Source organism: Phytobacter massiliensis JC163 (assembly GCF_000321045.1).
Classification (GTDB): domain Bacteria; phylum Pseudomonadota; class Gammaproteobacteria; order Enterobacterales; family Enterobacteriaceae; genus Phytobacter_A; species Phytobacter_A massiliensis.
This window is the reverse complement of record NZ_HE578948.1, coordinates 12594-27950: the sequence shown is the minus strand read 5'-3', so window position 1 is coordinate 27950 and position 15357 is coordinate 12594. Positions and strand designations below refer to the sequence as shown.

Sequence of the window (15357 nt, the reverse complement as noted above, 5' to 3'; positions counted from 1 at the left end):
TACTGCTTTTGGGCGGGGGATTATATTATCCCCTCATCCCGACTCTCTCCCCTGTGGGGTAGAGAGTGAATCTCTTACTTTTTCTTCACCGGGCGCTGCCAGCCCTGCTTGTTCACCTGCGGCACACGGCTTAATACCAGCTCGTTTTCCGCCACGTCACGGGTGACGGTCGTACCGGCGGCGATAGTCGCCCCATGACCTACGGTGACTGGCGCCACCAGCTGCGTGTCGGAGCCGACAAACACATCGTCACCGATGATGGTCTTGAACTTGTTTGCGCCATCGTAATTGCAGGTGATCGTCCCCGCGCCGATATTCACGTTGTCGCCAATTTCCGCATCGCCCAGGTAGGTGAGATGCCCGGCTTTCGAGCCTTTGCCCAGGCGGGCTTTTTTCATCTCAACGAAGTTGCCCACGTGCGCGCCTGCCAGCAGCTCCGCGCCAGGGCGCAGGCGGGCAAACGGACCGATGGTGCAGGCCGCTTCCAGCTGCGCATCTTCCACTACGCTGTAGGGGCTGATCTCGCAGTCATCGCCAATCACGCTGTTTTTAATCACGCAGCCTGCGCCAATTTTGACGCGGTGCCCCAACGTCACATGGCCTTCGATGATAGCGTTAGTATCAATTTCAATATCACGCCCGTGCGTCAGCGTACCGCGCAGGTCAAAACGCGCAGGGTCGCGCAGCATAACGCCCGCCAGCAGCAGTTTTTCCGCCTGCTCAGACTGGTAAACACGTTCCAGGCGGGAAAGCTGCAGACGGTTATTCACCCCTTCCACTTCGCTCAGACGTTCTGGATGAACGGCAGCGATTTCACGGCCTTCCTGCCAGGCGAGCGCAATAATATCGGTGATGTAGTATTCGCCCTGGGCGTTGTTGTTGGTCAGTTTTGATAGCCAGCGTTTCATATCTGCGCCATTGGCGACCAGAATGCCGGTATTGATTTCCTGAATCTGGCGCTGTTCATCGCTTGCGTCTTTATGCTCAACAATCCCTGTAACCTTGCCGTTTTCACGGGTGATACGGCCATAGCCGGTAGGGTCGTCAAGTTTAACGGTCAGCAGGCCAATGCCGCCCTGCGGCTTCGCTTCGCGCAGGCGGGTCAGGGTTTCTGCGGTAATCAACGGCACGTCGCCGTAGAGCATCAGAATATCTTCATCATCCGCAAAGAACGGCGCCGCCTGCTGCATGGCATGGCCAGTGCCTTTCTGCTCCGCCTGTAAAACCCAGTTGAGGTTATCCTCTGACAGCGTCTGTTTTAGCAGGTCGCCACCGTGGCCATACACCAGATGAACATTGTCAGCCCCGATTTTATTCGCTGTATCAATAACATGCTGAACCATCGCTTTCCCTGCAAGGGTGTGCAGCACTTTAGGGAGATCGGAGTACATGCGTGTGCCTTTGCCAGCGGCAAGGATCACCACACTCATTTTTGTGTTCAACATACGCATCCTGACTGTAATTTGAGTGGAAGTTTTACCCTTTCGCCTTGAAAATTCTACATTTTTTTCATCGCGAAATGGCTGGCAGGCAAAAAAGCGTTCCTGCCGGGATGAGAGGTAATTTAGGGCATTTTTAACGGGATTACACCGCTATTTCTCTGGATTAAGGGGGTAATACGGGCTTTTTTAACAAGCAGAGCGATGTTTTTGCTCTTTTTTTTAGTTATGAATAAAGCACCCGTGAAATATTCATCAAACAAAAGCATCATTTTTAGCCATAAAAAAAGCCAGCCTGGTTACCAGACTGGCTTTTTGACTGTAAGCCGGTGTTACATCGCTTTTTTGGTCAACTCGATAACGCGCAGTTTCGCAATAGCTTTCGCCAGCTCTGCAGACGCCTGAGCGTAATCCACATCGCCATGAGAGCTCTTTATCTGCTCTTCGGCTTTGCGCTTCGCTTCCAGCGCTCGCGCTTCGTCGAGATCCTGGCCGCGAATAGCGGTATCAGCCAGAACGGTCGTGCTGCCAGGCTGCACTTCAAGAATGCCGCCGGACAGGTAGATAAACTCTTCATGACCGTGCTGTTTCACGATGCGAATCATACCAGGCTTAATGGCGGTGAGCAGCGGCGCGTGACCCGGGTAAATACCCAGTTCACCTTCGCTACCCGTTACCTGGATTTTCTCGACCAGGCCAGAGAACATCTGTTTCTCTGCGCTGACGACGTCCAGGTGGTAAGTCATTGCCATATCACCCTCCGATTAAGGCGTTAAAGTTTTTTGGCTTTTTCCACGGCTTCGTCGATGGAACCGACCATGTAGAACGCCTGCTCCGGCAGGTGATCGTATTCGCCTTCCATGATGCCTTTAAAGCCACGGATGGTGTCTTTCAGGGAGACGTATTTGCCCGGAGAACCGGTAAATACTTCTGCCACGAAGAACGGCTGGGACAGGAAGCGCTGGATCTTACGTGCGCGTGCTACCACCAGTTTGTCTTCTTCTGACAGTTCATCCATACCCAGGATGGCGATGATGTCTTTCAGTTCCTGATAACGCTGCAGGATGGACTGAACGCCACGCGCGGTGTCGTAGTGTTCCTGACCAACCACCAGCGGGTCCAGCTGACGGCTGGTGGAGTCCAGCGGGTCAACGGCCGGGTAGATACCCAGAGAGGCGATCTGACGGCTCAGTACCACGGTTGCGTCAAGGTGCGCAAAGGTGGTTGCTGGTGACGGGTCAGTAAGGTCATCCGCCGGTACGTATACCGCCTGTACGGAGGTGATAGAACCGGTTTTGGTGGAGGTGATACGTTCCTGCAGAACGCCCATCTCTTCCGCCAGCGTCGGCTGGTAACCTACCGCAGAAGGCATACGGCCCAGCAGTGCGGATACTTCGGTACCGGCCAGGGTGTAACGGTAGATGTTATCGACGAACAGCAGAACGTCACGACCTTCGTCACGGAATTTCTCAGCCATGGTCAGACCGGTCAGCGCAACGCGCAGACGGTTTCCCGGCGGCTCGTTCATCTGGCCGTAAACCAGGGATACTTTATCGATAACGTTGGAGTCGGTCATTTCGTGGTAGAAGTCGTTACCCTCACGAGTACGCTCACCTACGCCCGCAAACACAGAGTAACCGGAGTGCTCGATCGCGATGTTACGAATCAGCTCCATCATGTTTACGGTTTTACCTACGCCCGCACCACCGAACAGACCGACTTTACCGCCCTTAGCGAACGGACACATCAGGTCGATAACTTTGATGCCGGTTTCCAGCAGTTCCTGAGAGTTTGACAACTCTTCGTAGGTCGGCGCCGCGCGGTGAATCGCCCAACGCTCTTCTTCGCCGATTTCGCCTTTCATGTCGACCGGTTCGCCCAGTACGTTCATGATACGACCCAGCGTCGCTTTACCTACCGGTACTTCGATCGGGTGAGCCAGGTCTGTTACTGCCAGACCACGACGCAGACCGTCGGAAGAACCCATCGCGATGGTACGCACAACGCCACCGCCGAGCTGCTGCTGAACTTCCAGCACCAGACGTTCTTCACCATTCTGCACCTCAAGGGCGTCGTACACTTTTGGTACGGCATCCTGAGGGAACTCGACGTCCACCACGGCGCCGATTACCTGGATAATTTTTCCAGTAGCCATCTTGAATCCTCTACGAAATTCGTAAACCTGGTTAAACCGCGGCGGCCCCCGAGACGATCTCGGTGAGTTCCTGAGTAATGCTGGCCTGACGAGCTTTGTTGTATACCAACTGCAGCTCTTTAATCAGGCTGCCGCCATTATCGGTTGCGGCTTTCATCGCCACCATACGCGCGGCCTGCTCGCTGGCCAGGTTTTCAACAACACCCTGATAAACCTGCGATTCGACATAACGACGCAGCAGGGTGTCCAGCAGCGACTTCGGATCGGGTTCGTACAAATAATCCCAGGATTTGCGCTTCAACTCTTCATCCTCTTCCGCCGGTAACGGCAGCAGTTGGGTGATAGTCGGCACCTGAGACATGGTGTTGATAAATTTGTTGCTGACAATATAAAGCTTGTCCAGACGACCTTCGTCGTAGGCCTGCAACATCACTTTAACCGGACCGATCAGTTCGGACAGGGAAGGGTTATCCCCCATGCCGGTTACCTGAGCGACAACGTTCCCGCCTACGGAATTAAAGAAAGAGACGCCTTTAGAGCCGATCATCGCGAGTTCGCTCTGAACGCCTTTATCAGACCACGCCTTCATTTCCGCCAGCAGTTTTTTGAACAGGTTAATGTTCAAGCCGCCGCACAGACCACGGTCGGTCGACACCACCAGGTAGCCCACGCGCTTAACGTCGCGTTCTTCCAGGTAAGGGTGCTTATATTCCAGATTACCGTTAGCAAGGTGACCAATCACTTTGCGCATGGTATCTGCATAAGGACGGCTGGCCGCCATGCGATCCTGCGATTTACGCATTTTGGAAGCGGCGACCATCTCCATCGCTTTAGTGATCTTCTGCGTGTTCTGGACGCTTGCGATCTTACTACGTATCTCTTTTGCGCCGGCCATGAGCTTCTCCTCAATGCCTTGCGGCCTACCCTAAGGCAGGCCGCCAGACGTTACCAGGACTGGGTTGCTTTGAAGGAATCGAGGATGCCTTTCAGCTTGCCTTCGATTTCGTCGTTATAGCCACCGGACTGGTTGATCTCTTGCATCAGCGGAGCGTGGTCACGGTCAACGTAAGCCAGCAGAGCGGCTTCGAAGCTACCGATTTTCGCCAGTTCGACATCCGCCAGGTAACCACGTTCTGCCGCGAACAGAACCAGAGACTGCTGCGCAACGGACATCGGCGCATACTGTTTCTGTTTCAGCAGTTCGGTCACTTTCTGACCGTGGTCAAGCTGTTTACGGGTTGCTTCGTCAAGGTCAGAGGCAAACTGGGAGAACGCCGCCAGTTCACGATACTGCGCCAGCGCGGTACGAATACCACCGGACAGTTTCTTCATGATCTTGGTCTGCGCTGCGCCACCTACACGGGATACGGAGATACCCGGGTTAACCGCAGGACGAATACCGGCGTTAAACAGGTTGGTTTCCAGGAAGATCTGACCATCGGTAATGGAGATTACGTTGGTCGGAACGAATGCGGAAACGTCACCTGCCTGCGTTTCGATAATCGGCAGAGCAGTCAGAGAACCGGTTTGCCCTTTCACTTCACCTTTGGTGAAGGCTTCAACGTATTCAGCGTTAACACGCGCAGCACGCTCCAGCAGACGGGAGTGGAGATAGAATACGTCGCCCGGGAATGCTTCACGTCCAGGCGGACGGCGGAGCAGCAGGGAGATCTGACGATAAGCAACGGCCTGTTTGGACAGGTCATCATAAATAATCAGCGCGTCTTCACCGCGGTCGCGGAAGTATTCGCCCATTGCGCAACCGGCATACGGCGCCAGGTATTGCAGTGCAGCGGATTCAGAAGCGGTTGCGACCACAACGATAGTGTTCGCCAGCGCGCCGTGCTCTTCCAGTTTGCGCACCACGTTAGAGATAGTGGAGGCTTTCTGGCCGATAGCAACGTAGACGCACTTAATCCCGGAATCACGCTGGTTGATGATGGCATCGATGGCCAGCGCGGTTTTACCAGTCTGACGGTCACCGATGATCAGCTCACGCTGACCACGGCCGATTGGGATCATGGCGTCAACGGATTTGTAACCGGTCTGTACAGGCTGGTCAACGGACTGACGTTCGATTACGCCCGGCGCGATGGCTTCTACAGCGGAGAAGCCGTCGTGCTCCAGCGGACCTTTACCGTCAATTGGCGCACCCAGGGTGTTCACCACGCGGCCCAGCAGGCCACGGCCAACCGGAACTTCAAGAATACGGCCAGTACATTTTACCTTCATGCCTTCGGCGAGGTCAGCGTACGGACCCATCACCACCGCACCTACGGAGTCGCGCTCCAGGTTCAGTGCGATAGCGTAACGGTTACCCGGCAGGGAGATCATCTCACCCTGCATACAATCGGCCAGGCCGTGGATACGGATAACACCGTCACTAACGGAAACGATAGTACCTTCGTTGTGAGCTTCACTCACAACACTGAACTGAGCAATGCGCTGCTTGATCAGTTCGCTGATTTCGGTGGAATTCAGTTGCATGCTCCAGTCCCCTTAAGACTGCAAGACGTCTGCGAGGCGTTCAAGACGGCCGCGTACGCTGCCATCAATGACCATATCACCCGCACGGATGATAACGCCTGCCATTACAGACTTATCGATTTTGCAATTCAGCTTAACTTTGCGTGACAGACGTTTTTCCATCGCGGCGCTGATTTTCGAAAGCTGTTCTTCGCTCAGTGCGGTAGCAGAAGTGACTTCCACTTCTGTGGTAGCCTCGCTGGCTGCACGCAATTGAACAAACTGCTCAAGAACATCAGGAAGCACTTTCAGACGACCATTTTCTGCCATTACCCGAATCAGGTTCTGACCGTTGTCGTCAAGTTGCTCCCCACAGACTGCGATAAACGACTCAGCGAGCGTTTCCGGCGCCAGCGCGCCAGAGAGAAGCTCTGCCATTTGTTCGTTTTTGGTCACCTCAGCGGCGAACGCCAGCATGTTCTGCCAGCGGTCGATGCTCTGGTGTTCGACGGCAAAGTCAAAAGCTGCTTTGGCGTAGGGGCGAGCTACCGTTACAAATTCAGACATCAGCCCCTCCCTCCTTACAGTTCAGCGACCAGTTTATTCACGATGTCGCTGTTAGCAGCTTCATCCACGGAACGCTCGATGATCTTCTCGGCGCCGGCTACTGCCAGCAGAGCCACTTGTTTACGCAGCTCTTCGCGAGCGCGTTTACGCTCGGCGTCAATTTCCGCCTGCGCCTGCGCCACGATTTTGGTACGTTCCTGCTCGGCTTCAGCTTTGGCTTCGTCCAGGATTTGAGCGCGACGTTTGTTCGCCTGCTCAATGATTACCTGGGCTTCCGCTTTCGCTTTTTTCAGCTGGTCGGTCGCATTGGCCTGTGCAAGGTCCAAATCCTTTTTAGCTCGTTCTGCAGAAGCGAGGCCGTCAGCGATTTCTTTCTGACGTTTTTCAATGGCAGCCATTAAAGGCGGCCATACGTACTTCATGCAGAACAGAACGAACAGGACAAACGCGATGGCCTGGCCGAGGATTGTTGCGTTTAGATTCACAGCACAATGCCTCTTCTCTGGTTAACGTTCTAAATACTTGCTGTTTAAGCAACCCTTACTACGCGACAGCAAACATCACGTACAGACCCAGACCTACAGCGATCATCGGGATTGCGTCCACCAGACCCATAACGATAAAGAACTGAGTACGCAGCAGAGGAATCAGATCAGGTTGACGCGCTGCGCCTTCCAGGAATTTACCCCCGAGGATGCCGATACCGATCGCAGCACCGATTGCCGCCAGACCCATCATAATAGCGGCAGCCATGTACAGCAGATCCATATTCAGGTTTTCCATGACAGTCTCCAGATTGTTTCAGTTAAAACGTAGTAGTGTTGGTAAAAAATCAATGCTCTTCAGACGCCATCGACAGATAGACGATCGTCAGAACCATGAAAATGAAGGCTTGCAGCGTAATAATCAGGATGTGGAAAATGGCCCACGGCACATTCAGAATCCACTGTGACCACCACGGCAACAGACCAGCAATCAGAATGAAAATCAACTCACCGGCGTACATGTTGCCGAACAGTCGCAGACCGAGAGAAACCGGTTTGGACAGCAGGCTAACACCTTCCAGGATCAGGTTGACCGGGATAAACACCGGATGGTTGAACGGCTGGAGAGTCAGCTCTTTAGCAAACCCGCCAATGCCTTTCATTTTGATGCTGTAGAACAGAATCAGGATAAATACGCCAAGCGCCATGGAGAGAGTGATGTTCACGTCGGCAGACGGCACCACACGCAGCGCAGGAAGCCCGAACACGTGCTCGCCGATATACGGCAGCAGGTCGATAGGCAGTAAATCCATCAGGTTCATCAGGAATACCCAAACGAAAATCGTCAGGGCCAGCGGCGCGATAAGCTTGCTTTTGCCATGGTACATATCTTTCACGCTACCATGAACAAAACCAATCACCAGCTCAATCGCGGTCTGAAATTTTCCTGGGACGCCGCTGGTCGCCTTTTTGGCTACGCTACGGAACATCATCAGGAACAACAGACCCAGCACCACCGAGAAGAACATGGAGTCAATATTGAGCGTCCAGAAGGTGGCCGGGGGGTTATGCGGATCCACCAGCGAGAACGTACGCAGGTCGATCTGAAGGTTATTCAGATGGTGACCTATGTAATCCTGCGGTGTTGAGATTTCTCCTGCAGACATGATGCCTCTTACCCTTTGTTGTTAATTACAGCGGGTGCCAGTATCTGAACAACCAGCACCGAAACCCACGTCACTATCAGCGGCAAAAACACCGCCCTGAAAACCGCCAGCGCCACCACCAGCAACACGAATGTCGCCAACACCTTGAACACCTCGCCGAGAGCGAAGGACCAGGCCACACGGCCTTTAGCAGGTGTATGCGCCTGATGACGCCAGGCAAAAATCATAAACAACATATTCGGCAGAAATACTGCCAGACCTCCACACAAGGCGGAGATGCCCCAGAAGGGGTCTTTGAGGCTAAACAGCAATCCGCTTGCTATTACTGCCAGAAACTGAATAAGCAGAAGCCTGCGAGCGGCATTTCGACCTGACAGCGACACAGACATTACGTTTAAAACTCCTGCTCACTTCGAGGTATGCCGCGTGTCGTATAAAACGTTCTTTAAGGCCCGGAGTCAAGCATCAAAAAGCGGTCAAATTATACGGTGCGGCCTCGTGATTTCAAACAATAAGTAGCAAAAAGGTGAATAAATGTTTAAATAATTTTCTGATGCCCTATTTTTCAACTTTTCGCTAAACCGTGAACCATCAGGTAAAACGGCGAATAACGCGAAACCCCTGCTGCCAAAGCGTGCACCCGATCACAAATTAAACATTTCCGCCCGGATACGCTTTCGCCGCAAAAGATTTCGACCCTTTTCATCTTTTTGATATTCAAGATGAATAACGGCAACTCTTTTTAAAACAGCCCTGCATACATTAAAAACGATTTGTTGACATTTATAATAATCATTTAACAAATACGATTTTGTGCAGCCGCTAATTTTTAGCAGGCTGATATTTTCATAGTTGACTATTTTAAGGGTTATCAAATAAAGCAGCGTTAAGTTTTGGAAAAAACAAAGTGAAGCGTGCGTTAAATGTAACCAAACGTACCACCATTTTTAACGCCGTTTTTTAACATCCGGCAAATAGCACGAATTCTACATTTTTTGATAAAAATTAAATTTTGTTTGCCTTAACGACCACCAGATGACGCTCGCCTTCAAGATGCGGAACCCGTAACTCAGCCACGGATTCCACCGAGAAACCAGCCGGCAGCGCGGCGATTTCATCATTGGGAATCAGGCCCTTAAGCGCATAGAACCGGCCATTCTCGCCAGGGAGATGCTGGCACCAGCTCACCATATCGTTTAACGAGGCAAAGGCACGGCTGATCACACCGTCGAAAGGCGGCGTGGCAGGGAAATCTTCCACCCGGCTCTGTACCGGCTCAATGTTGGTCAACTGTAGCTCATGCTGCACCTGGCGTAAAAAGCGGATGCGTTTCCCCAGACTGTCCAGCAGCGTGAAATGAGCCTGCGGCAGTACGATAGATAACGGAACGCCCGGCAGACCCGGCCCCGTGCCAACGTCGATAAACCGCGCGCCCTGTAAATGCGGCGCAACGACGATACTGTCGAGTATGTGTCGAACCAGCATTTCGCCGGGGTCACGCACAGAGGTAAGGTTGTAGGCTTTATTCCATTTGTGCAGCAGCCCGACATACGCAACCAGCTGGTTTTTCTGGTGATCGGTAAGTGAAATGCCTGCGTCATCCAGCAGACGAGAAAGTTTGTTGAGCACGGTGATTACCTGTCTGAATAGGTTGCCGGGTTCCGCTCGCCTTATCTCTGCGGCAGTACAAAACCCGCGAGCCCGGCCATCACGACCGGGCAGTGGTCAAAATATTAAGCGCTACGGCGCAGCATACCCTGTTTTTTCAGCCATACCAGCAGGATAGAGATGGCGGCGGGGGTGATCCCGGAAATACGCGAAGCCTGGCCGATCGACGCCGGTTTGTGATCGTTGAGCTTGGCGATCACTTCGTTGGACAAGCCGTTCACCTGACGGTAATCCAGCGTGGCAGGCAACAGCGTGTTCTCGTTACGCAGCTGTTTTTCAATTTCATCCTGCTGGCGAGCGATATAACCTTCGTATTTGACCTGAATTTCCACCTGCTCGGCAGCCTGCTCATCGGCAAGCCCGGGAACAAACGGCGTCAACGCAACCAGCTGCGGGTAGGTCATTTCAGGACGACGCAGCAGATCTTCACCGCTGGCTTCACGGGAAAGCGGGGAGGTGAGATTTTTGTTCACTTCCGCCGCATGTTCAGACGCAGGCGTCACCCAGACAGACTTCAGGCGCTGGCGTTCACGTTCAATGTTTTCCAGCTTTTCGTTGAAGCGCGCCCAGCGCGCATCGTCCACCAGGCCCAGCTCGCGGCCGATTTCGGTCAGCCTGAGGTCGGCGTTGTCTTCACGCAGCATCAGGCGGTATTCAGCGCGCGAGGTAAACATGCGGTACGGCTCTTTGGTGCCCAGCGTGCAGAGATCGTCCACCAGCACGCCAAGGTAAGCCTGAGAACGTGCAGGCGCCCAACCCTCTTTCTCGGCGGAGAAACGCGCAGCGTTAAGCCCGGCGAGCAGCCCCTGAGCGGCGGCTTCTTCGTAACCGGTCGTGCCGTTGATCTGCCCGGCGAAGAACAGACCGTGAATAAACTTACTCTCCAGCGTCGGCTTAAGGTCGCGCGGATCGAAGAAGTCATACTCGATGGCGTAGCCAGGACGAACGATCTTCGCGTTCTCCATCCCTTCCATAGAGCGGACAATCTGCATCTGCACGTCGAACGGCAGGCTGGTAGAGATGCCGTTCGGGTAAATTTCGTTAGAAGTCAGCCCTTCCGGCTCCAGGAAAATCTGGTGCTGGTTACGATCGGCAAAGCGCATCACCTTGTCTTCGATCGACGGGCAGTAACGCGGGCCAATACCTTCGATCACGCCTGCGTACATCGGGCTGCGATCGAGGTTATTGCGGATGACGTCATGGGTTTTCTCATTGGTGTGCGTGATGTAGCACGGCACCTGCTGCGGATGCTGGGAAGCATGCCCCATAAACGAGAAGACCGGCATCGGATTGTCGCCGTGCTGTTGCGCCAGCACGCTGAAATCAATGGTGCGCGCATCAATACGCGGCGGCGTACCGGTTTTCAGACGGCTTACGCGCAGCGGCAGTTCGCGCAGACGGCGAGAAAGCGGAATGGAAGGCGGATCGCCGGCACGGCCGCCGCTGTAGTTATCCAGCCCAATATGAATTTTGCCGTCAAGGAATGTCCCGACGGTGAGTACGACGGCTTTGGCGCGGAATTTCAGCCCCATCTGGGTAACGGCGCCAACAACACGATCGTTTTCAACGATAAGATCCTCAACGGCCTGCTGGAAGATCATCAGGTTTGGCTGATTCTCCAGCGCAGTACGTACCGCCTGGCGATAGAGCACGCGATCCGCCTGTGCGCGAGTGGCCCGAACGGCCGGACCTTTGCTTGCGTTTAGTATCCTAAACTGAATACCCGCCTGATCGATCGCCTTCGCCATCAGCCCGCCGAGCGCATCCACTTCTTTTACCAGGTGTCCCTTCCCAATACCGCCAATCGCCGGGTTGCAGCTCATCTGCCCCAGCGTGTCGATATTGTGTGTCAAAAGCAGGGTCTGCTGACCCATACGCGCTGCGGCCATTGCGGCCTCAGTGCCTGCATGACCCCCGCCAATGATAATGACGTCAAAAGGATCCGGATAAAACATGGTAATTGCCTCGCATAACGCGGTTAGAAAATGGATGACTGCCCGGGGCGTGGATTCTACTCAACTTTAGACCAGCGAGAAAGAGCGCGGATCCAGACTATTAAAAAGAAGATCTTTATATAGAGAGATCTGTTCTATTGTGATCTCTTATTAGGATCCCGAAGAGTTGTGGATAACCTGGATCCCGCGATAAAGATCATGCGGTTACCCAGGATCACTATCTGTGAATGATCGGTGATCCTGGACAGTATAAGCTGGGATCAGAATGGCATGTTATACACAGCACGAAATGTGAGCTAGGGTTATTCTTTGGATAACTACCGGTTGATCAACCCTTTTAACCAGAGTTATCCACATCTGATCGCACGATCTTTAATCGTTTTTGAGTAAATTAATCCAGGATCCGAGCCAAACCTCTGCCGGATCTTCAGGTATGTCGTGCTCAAGGACGTTGATCCGGGCCGTTTCACCTGTCTGTTTTGCACCGAGAGACAGGAGCAGGGACTCAAATTTTTCAATCGCCCCGCAAAAGGTATCGTATTCCCGGCTGCCAATGCCCACGGCACCGAAGTGAACGGATGAAAGATCGGGCTTCTGCGCGTTCAGTTCATCGTAAAGCGGCTGGATATTGTCAGGAAGATCGCCAGCGCCATGCGTAGAGGTCACAATCAGCCATGTGCCCTGTAGTGAAAGATCTTCCAGCAGCGGCCCATGCAGCGTTTCGGTGGTAAAACCGGCATCTTCCAGTTTTTCCGCCAGATGTTCCGCTACATATTCTGCGCCCCCAAGGGTACTGCCGCTAATAAGAGTAATATCCGCCATGCTGTCCACTCCGGTTAAGAGGTGCGTATTGTACGCTGTGAATGGCCCGGGATCTACCTGTGGACAATATGGGTATTGCTTTGGGATGAAAACGCCTGGTTAAGGGCGGATCGTACGCATGATAGGGTTCTGCAGGGAGATCAGCGTCTCAGTGGACTGAATTTCATCAATTGTTTGGATCTTGTTGATAAGTACCTGTTGCAGCGCGTCGATCGAGCGGCACATGACTTTAATAAAGATGCTGTAGTGGCCGGTGGTGTAGTAGGCTTCGGTGACCTCTTCCAGACTCTCCAGCTTCGCAAGGGCAGAGGGATAATCTTTCGCGCTTTTGAGGATAATGCCGATAAAACAGCAGACGTCGTACCCCAGCTGTTTCGGACTGACGTCGATACGTGCCCCGGTAATGATGCCCGCCTGTTTCATTTTTTCTACCCGCACATGAATCGTCCCCGGGCTAACGCCAAACTGTTTCGCCAGTTCGGCATAGGCGGTACGCGCATTGGCCATTAACGCGTCGAGAATGCCGCGATCCAGATTGTCGATCTGATAATTTTCCATAGGTTTTTCTTATGAAGATTGATGAATCAATCTATTTTAGCGCCTGATTTTATTGAATCAAAATTCGACTGGCTATTTTATTGCTGGATTATTGCATTGAGCGCGCATTTTATTGCTTAATCACCAGCAACAGGACGCAGGAGTAAAAATAATGAAAACCGCTTACATTGCAAAACAACGCCAGATCAGTTTCGTGAAATCCTTTTTTCCCGCCAGCTGGAAGACAAGCTTGGCCTGATTGAAGTGCAGGCGCCAATCTTAAGCCGGGTGGGTGACGGGACGCAGGATAACCTGTCTGGTTGCGAAAAAGCGGTACAGGTAAAAGTGAAAACTCTGCCAGAGGCCCAGTTTGAAGTGGTGCATTCTCTGGCGAAGTGGAAACGTCAAACTCTGGGGCAACACGACTTCAGCGCGGGCGAAGGGCTGTACACGCATATGAAAGCTCTTCGCCCTGATGAAGACCGTCTGACGCCTATCCATTCTGTTTATGTCGATCAATGGGACTGGGAGCGCGTACTGGGTGATGGCGAACGCCACACCGGCACGCTTAAAACCACCGTTGAGGCGATCTATGACGGGATCAAAGCTACCGAGGCTGCGGTCTGCGAAGCGTTTGGCCTGACGCCGTTCCTGCCGGAAAACATTCATTTTGTGCATAGCGAAACGCTGCTGAGCCGCTATCCGGGGCTGGATGCAAAGGGCCGTGAACGGGCTATAGCGAAAGAGCTGGGGGCGGTGTTCTTAATCGGTATCGGCTGCAAACTGAGCGATGGCCAGCGCCACGACGTCCGCGCCCCGGATTATGATGACTGGAGCACGCCTTGCGAGGCCGGTCTGCACGGCCTGAACGGCGATATCCTGGTGTGGAACCCGGTGCTGGAAGATGCGCTGGAGCTCTCCTCTATGGGCATCCGCGTTGACGCTGAAACGCTGAAACGCCAGCTGGCAATGACCGGCGATGAAGATCGCCTGCAGCTGGAGTGGCATCAGGCGCTGCTGCGCGGCGAAATGCCGCAAACTATCGGCGGTGGAATCGGGCAGTCGCGTCTGACCATGCTGCTGCTGCAACTGCCGCACATTGGCCAGGTTCAGTGCGGCGTATGGCCGGAACAGGTGCGCGGCAGCGTTCCTTCTCTGCTGTAAGTATTAGCGCCGCCAGCGTCGTAGCAGGCGGCTACGCATCCCGGTATCAAAGCGCCAGATATGATCGAAAATACGCATGATGCCGGGTTTGCCGTGGGCTGACATGGCTACCGCGTGAAAACGCTGCTGATGGACCGTCTGCTGTTCTTTAACCTTGCTTACCACATCATCCGGCAAACGCTGGGCGATAAAGTCAGAAATCACCACCGCGTCGGCGTCAAACCACTCTCCACCCTGCATCCGCTCAATAATCGCGCGAAAACAGCTCGCTAAATCAGTCCCGCCGCGAAAGCGCTGGCTCAGAAAGCGGATCGCCTGCTCCAGGCCCTGCTGGCAGGTCAGTTCATAACGCACCACTTCGCTGGAAAAGAGCATTATGTAGCAGCGGCGTTTATCCGCCAGCGCTACGCGCATCAGCGCCAGGCAGAAGGCTTTTGCGCACTGTTCATTAAAGCCGCCCATTGAGCCGGAAGTATCCACGCAGACAATAAATGGCCCGCGCGGCTGTTCATCAAAATCCTGATGCACCACCGGGCGCTCAATGAGCCGCTCACGCCAGGCGTCGCCATGCAGTCTGTAGGTAAGAAGCTGCTTTTCCACCAGCCGCCGGTAGAACTCATACTCCAGTTCGGTGATGCCCAGCGTCGCCAGTTCAGGCGGCAGCAGGCGCAGAATATCATCGCTCTGGTGCAGCCCGTCGACCTGCTCCGGCACCGTTGACGGCTCACGCACCAGCATGCGGAACGTTTCCAGCGGCGCGTCTTTGCGCGGAACAGATTTCGCTTCACGGGAGCGACCAAGTTGCTCTGCCAGCTGCCTGAGTTCCGGCTGCTCGGTCAGGAAGTCGCCGTATTTAACGATCAGCTGATAGTCGCCGCGCTTGAGCTGGCCGGCGCTCATATCCCACAGCCTGCCGGCGGCATTTTCGTTTTC

Annotated in this window: 15 protein-coding genes and 1 pseudogene; 1 reads left to right on the top strand and 15 read right to left on the bottom strand. The window is 53.8% G+C overall.

Annotation, left to right across the window (positions count from 1 at the left end):
* Nucleotides 1-74: 74 nt before the first annotated feature.
* The 14 genes from glmU to asnC form a co-directional block, all read right to left on the bottom strand.
* A complete protein-coding gene (gene glmU, locus ENTHG_RS17530; RefSeq protein WP_044182704.1) occupies nt 75-1445 on the bottom strand; it encodes a bifunctional UDP-N-acetylglucosamine diphosphorylase/glucosamine-1-phosphate N-acetyltransferase GlmU in 1371 nt (456 codons plus the stop codon).
* A gap of 326 nt (nt 1446-1771) precedes the next feature.
* Entirely contained in the window at nt 1772-2191 is a 420-nt protein-coding gene (locus ENTHG_RS17525) for a F0F1 ATP synthase subunit epsilon (RefSeq protein WP_044182702.1), read from the bottom strand.
* Nucleotides 2192-2211: 20 nt separating this feature from the next.
* Nucleotides 2212-3594 carry a F0F1 ATP synthase subunit beta gene (gene atpD, locus ENTHG_RS17520; RefSeq protein ID WP_044182699.1) on the bottom strand — a complete coding sequence of 461 codons (1383 nt, stop codon included), beginning with the start codon at nt 3592-3594 and terminating at the stop codon, nt 2212-2214.
* A 31-nt stretch (nt 3595-3625) separates the two neighbouring features.
* Complete coding sequence (atpG, locus tag ENTHG_RS17515; RefSeq protein WP_044182696.1) at nt 3626-4489, bottom strand: F0F1 ATP synthase subunit gamma; 864 nt, start codon at nt 4487-4489, stop codon at nt 3626-3628.
* A gap of 50 nt (nt 4490-4539) precedes the next feature.
* Nucleotides 4540-6081 carry a F0F1 ATP synthase subunit alpha gene (gene atpA / locus ENTHG_RS17510; protein ID WP_044182693.1) on the bottom strand — a complete coding sequence of 514 codons (1542 nt, stop codon included), beginning with the start codon at nt 6079-6081 and terminating at the stop codon, nt 4540-4542.
* A gap of 12 nt (nt 6082-6093) precedes the next feature.
* Entirely contained in the window at nt 6094-6627 is a 534-nt protein-coding gene (gene atpH / locus ENTHG_RS17505) for a F0F1 ATP synthase subunit delta (protein ID WP_044182690.1), read from the bottom strand.
* A gap of 14 nt (nt 6628-6641) precedes the next feature.
* Nucleotides 6642-7112, bottom strand: coding sequence for a F0F1 ATP synthase subunit B (gene atpF / locus ENTHG_RS17500; protein WP_044182687.1), 471 nt, complete (start codon nt 7110-7112; stop codon nt 6642-6644).
* 58 nt (nt 7113-7170) lie between these two features.
* A complete protein-coding gene (atpE, locus tag ENTHG_RS17495) occupies nt 7171-7410 on the bottom strand; it encodes a F0F1 ATP synthase subunit C (RefSeq protein ID WP_004393045.1) in 240 nt (79 codons plus the stop codon).
* A 49-nt stretch (nt 7411-7459) separates the two neighbouring features.
* Nucleotides 7460-8278 carry a F0F1 ATP synthase subunit A gene (gene atpB / locus ENTHG_RS17490; RefSeq protein ID WP_044182676.1) on the bottom strand — a complete coding sequence of 273 codons (819 nt, stop codon included), beginning with the start codon at nt 8276-8278 and terminating at the stop codon, nt 7460-7462.
* Nucleotides 8279-8286: 8 nt separating this feature from the next.
* On the bottom strand, nt 8287-8667 hold the full coding sequence (gene atpI, locus ENTHG_RS17485; protein WP_044182673.1) for a F0F1 ATP synthase subunit I: 381 nt from the start codon (nt 8665-8667) through the stop codon (nt 8287-8289).
* 616 nt (nt 8668-9283) lie between these two features.
* Nucleotides 9284-9907: a 16S rRNA (guanine(527)-N(7))-methyltransferase RsmG gene (gene rsmG, locus ENTHG_RS17480; RefSeq protein ID WP_044182671.1), complete on the bottom strand. Its 624-nt coding sequence runs from the start codon at nt 9905-9907 to the stop codon at nt 9284-9286.
* Nucleotides 9908-10011: 104 nt separating this feature from the next.
* Nucleotides 10012-11901, bottom strand: a complete 1890-nt coding sequence (gene mnmG / locus ENTHG_RS17475; RefSeq protein ID WP_044182668.1) for a tRNA uridine-5-carboxymethylaminomethyl(34) synthesis enzyme MnmG — start codon at nt 11899-11901, stop codon at nt 10012-10014.
* Between the two features lie 372 nt (nt 11902-12273).
* Nucleotides 12274-12723, bottom strand: coding sequence for an FMN-binding protein MioC (gene mioC / locus ENTHG_RS17470; RefSeq protein WP_044182665.1), 450 nt, complete (start codon nt 12721-12723; stop codon nt 12274-12276).
* 99 nt (nt 12724-12822) lie between these two features.
* Complete coding sequence (gene asnC, locus ENTHG_RS17465; RefSeq protein WP_007369362.1) at nt 12823-13281, bottom strand: transcriptional regulator AsnC; 459 nt, start codon at nt 13279-13281, stop codon at nt 12823-12825.
* Nucleotides 13282-13432: 151 nt separating this feature from the next.
* On the opposite strand from asnC, the pseudogene asnA reads away from it, so the two are divergent.
* Nucleotides 13433-14424 (top strand): annotated as a pseudogene (gene asnA / locus ENTHG_RS17460) (aspartate--ammonia ligase).
* Between the two features lie 3 nt (nt 14425-14427).
* On the opposite strand, the gene viaA reads toward asnA, so the two are convergent.
* On the bottom strand, nt 14428-15357 hold a 930-nt coding region (gene viaA, locus ENTHG_RS17455; RefSeq protein ID WP_044182660.1), incomplete at its 5' end, for an ATPase RavA stimulator ViaA.

Coding starts and splice junctions, on each gene's coding strand:
- glmU (WP_044182704.1), bottom strand. CDS start 1,445: ATGTTGAACACAAAAATGAGTGTGGTGATCCTTGCCGCTGGCAAAGGC.
- ENTHG_RS17525 (WP_044182702.1), bottom strand. CDS start 2,191: ATGGCAATGACTTACCACCTGGACGTCGTCAGCGCAGAGAAACAGATG.
- atpD (WP_044182699.1), bottom strand. CDS start 3,594: ATGGCTACTGGAAAAATTATCCAGGTAATCGGCGCCGTGGTGGACGTC.
- atpG (WP_044182696.1), bottom strand. CDS start 4,489: ATGGCCGGCGCAAAAGAGATACGTAGTAAGATCGCAAGCGTCCAGAAC.
- atpA (WP_044182693.1), bottom strand. CDS start 6,081: ATGCAACTGAATTCCACCGAAATCAGCGAACTGATCAAGCAGCGCATT.
- atpH (WP_044182690.1), bottom strand. CDS start 6,627: ATGTCTGAATTTGTAACGGTAGCTCGCCCCTACGCCAAAGCAGCTTTT.
- atpE (WP_004393045.1), bottom strand. CDS start 7,410: ATGGAAAACCTGAATATGGATCTGCTGTACATGGCTGCCGCTATTATG.
- atpB (WP_044182676.1), bottom strand. CDS start 8,278: ATGTCTGCAGGAGAAATCTCAACACCGCAGGATTACATAGGTCACCAT.
- atpI (WP_044182673.1), bottom strand. CDS start 8,667: ATGTCTGTGTCGCTGTCAGGTCGAAATGCCGCTCGCAGGCTTCTGCTT.
- mnmG (WP_044182668.1), bottom strand. CDS start 11,901: ATGTTTTATCCGGATCCTTTTGACGTCATTATCATTGGCGGGGGTCAT.
- mioC (WP_044182665.1), bottom strand. CDS start 12,723: ATGGCGGATATTACTCTTATTAGCGGCAGTACCCTTGGGGGCGCAGAA.
- asnC (WP_007369362.1), bottom strand. CDS start 13,281: ATGGAAAATTATCAGATCGACAATCTGGATCGCGGCATTCTCGACGCG.